Source organism: Gluconacetobacter takamatsuzukensis, from assembly GCF_014174275.1.
Taxonomy (GTDB): domain Bacteria; phylum Pseudomonadota; class Alphaproteobacteria; order Acetobacterales; family Acetobacteraceae; genus Gluconacetobacter; species Gluconacetobacter takamatsuzukensis.
The window spans coordinates 1-2801 of sequence record NZ_JABEQK010000023.1 but is presented as its reverse complement, the minus strand read 5'-3'; the positions used below and the strand labels follow the sequence as shown (position 1 = coordinate 2801).

The following is a 2801-nucleotide window of genomic DNA, read 5'->3' as shown; positions in this document are numbered from 1 at the left end:
GAATGCCAGCCTGGCCGCTCGGTTCCGCTACGCTTCACCTCCCGGCCAGGCTGGCATCAGAAGCGCATATCAACTAACTATGAAACCGGACCAGTCATCGCAGGCAGCCCACAGGAGCCCTTCGATGCTTCATAGGATGTGCCGTGCATCTCTCGGGCGAACTCAACGGTCAATACCTCGTCCGCCTCGACCCATTACGAAAGCGGGTTACGCTGTTCCCCGTCGAGGGAATGCGATCCGCTTTCCCGACGATACCGCACGCGGTGAGTGTCGATCTCAGACGTCAGGACGTCTCGGTGCGGCTGCAAGCGAGACGGATAGTGCGGAAGGCAGATCTGTTCGGCATGGCTGCCAGATCCAAGCAGCGCGATCGCGAGCGAGCATATCGCGAGGATGCATGCATCGACGATCGCCTTGTTCTGGAGAAGCTACCTGCGACTAATTCGAGTGGATAGGTAGGGTTTGCGCCTGAAGGGCATGAGCGATTTGAGAACGCATGAGCTGAGAAATTACGTAATTCGCAAATCAAGTCCGACAATGGTTCTCTCCTGAGGCACCGGACGGTTTTTCTTGAATGCGACTCTCCTGACGCCAGACATGAAGTTACACCGCGGGAATTGGCTAGTGCCTCCGAAAGTGCGCAGTCAAATGCGCGCCCATTCATCCACCTTCCCTCCTGAGCCGCCGTCATACGCCAGTATTTGTACGACGCCCCTTTATCCGGGACTACCCGTGACTACGATTCCGTACGCTTGAGCGCGCGGGAGACCTATCAGGCGTTTCTCCTTTTTCCATTGAAGCAACGGCATTCTATCCGGATCGTATCTCTGTTTTTCTTGCCTTACGGGCGGAAGAGAGCAACGATGACAGACAGACCCAGCCAGTCCATTGCCCCGGTGTATCGGCCGCCCGAGCCCGATTTACGGCTTGTCCTGCGGCCCAATGCCCCCGACCCGCGCCTGGTGGCGCTGGTCCGCCTCATGGCCCGTCGTGCGGCACGGGACTGGTTCCGGTCGCAGCAACAGGAGCAGCGCCGCCGCTCCGGACCGTAAGGGAAAGCCCGTCATGAAGGTCGCGCTCTACGCCCGCTATTCCTCCGACAACCAGCGCGACGCCTCGATCGCCGATCAGCTTCGGGTCTGCCGCACCCACGCGGAGAAGCAGGGCTGGACCATCGTCGAGGAGTATACCGACCACGCCATCTCGGGTGCCTCCCTGATGCGGCCCGGCATCCAGGCGCTGATCGCGGATGCACAGCGCGGACGGTTCCAGATCGTGCTGGCCGAGGCGATGGACCGTTTGTCCCGAGACCAGGAGGACATCGCCGGCGTCTTCAAGCGCATGAACTATGCCGACGTGCGGATCGTCACCCTCTCCGAGGGCGAAGTCTCCCACCTGCATGTCGGCCTCAAGGGCACGATGAACGCCCTGTTCCTGAAAGACCTGGCCGAGAAGACCCATCGCGGCCTGCGGGGGCGCGTGGAACTGGGCAAGTCCGGCGGCGGCAACGCCTATGGTTATGATGTCGTGCGTAAGCTCGACACCAATGGCGAGCCGATCCGGGGCGACCGGACCATCAACCCGCACGAGGCGGATGTGGTCCGTCGCATCTTCCGCGACTTCGCAGCTGGGCTGGGACCGCGCGCCATCGCCTTCCGCCTCAATGACGAAGGCATCCCTGCCCCTGGCAGCGGTGCCTGGAGCTTCTCGACGATCAACGGCAACCGGGCGCGCGGCACCGGTATCCTCAATAATGAGATGTACGTGGGGAGGCTGGTGTGGAACCGGCAGCGTTTCATCAAGGATCCCGATACCGGCAAGCGCCAGGCCCGACCCAATCCGGAATCCGACTGGGTGATCCAGGAGGTGCCGGAGTTGCGGATCGTCGACCAGGAACTATGGGATGCGGTGAAGGCACGGCAAGCGAGCGTCAGCGCCAGCCGCGACACAAGCGACACCTCATCGCCCGATCATTTCCGTGAGAAACGCCGTCCGCGCTACCTGTTCTCCGGCCTGAGCAAATGCGGCTGCTGCGGTGGCGGCTATTCAATGATCTCCGGCACACTGTTGGGCTGCTCGACAGCCCGCAACAAGGGCATCTGCGACAACCGGACCAACATGCGCCGCGAGGAACTGGAGCGCCGCGTCCTCGACGCCCTGCGCCAGCATCTCATGGACCCGGATCTGTTCGCGGAGTTCTGCACCGCGTTCACGGACGAGATGAACCGGCTGCGCATGGAGGCATCCGCCGACATTGGTGCGGCAGAATCAGAGCTGAAGCGGGTAGAGCGCGACATCCAGCGGCTGATGGATCTCTATCTTTCCGAAGCCATCTCGATCGCGACGGTCAAGGAACGCGGATCGAAGCTCGAAGCCCGCAAGGCGGAGCTGACGGAGTTCCTTGCGACTGCTGAAGCGCCCCCGCCCCTGTTCCATCCGCAGATGGCGGAGTTCTACCACCGGCAACTCGCACGCCTGCACGACATGCTGCATTCCGAGCTGGACGAAAAGCGCCAGGAGGCAGCCGAGGTGATCCGTTCACTGATCGAGGCGATCATCCTCACGCCATCCGACAAGGGCCTGCAGATCGATGTCCGGGGCGATCTGGCCGGCATCCTGACGGTGGCCTCGGGCAGCGGACAAACGAAAACCCCAGCCTGTTACGGGGCTGGGGTTCGTGATGCGTTGGCATCGCAAGTATCGTTGGTTGCGGGGGCAGGATTTGAACCTGCGGCCTTCAGGTTATGAGCCTGACGAGCTACCGGGCTGCTCCACCCCGCGGGGGTGAGGGTAGACTGGAA

1 protein-coding gene and 1 tRNA gene are annotated in these 2801 nt (G+C 62.0%); one reads left to right on the top strand and one right to left on the bottom strand.

The genetic code is table 11. The features are described 5' to 3' along the window. Nucleotides 1-1065 precede the first annotated feature (1065 nt). Nucleotides 1066-2748, top strand: a complete 1683-nt coding sequence (locus tag HLH27_RS16845; RefSeq protein WP_182951269.1) for a recombinase family protein — start codon at nucleotides 1066-1068, stop codon at nucleotides 2746-2748. On the opposite strand, the gene HLH27_RS16840 is transcribed toward HLH27_RS16845, so the two are convergent. Then, a tRNA-Met gene (locus tag HLH27_RS16840) sits at nucleotides 2705-2781 on the bottom strand. The two genes, HLH27_RS16845 and HLH27_RS16840, sit on opposite strands and share 44 nt — an antisense overlap. Between the last annotated feature and the right edge of the window lie 20 nt (nucleotides 2782-2801).

Coding starts and splice junctions, on each gene's coding strand:
- HLH27_RS16845 (WP_182951269.1), top strand. CDS start 1,066: ATGAAGGTCGCGCTCTACGCCCGCTATTCCTCCGACAACCAGCGCGAC.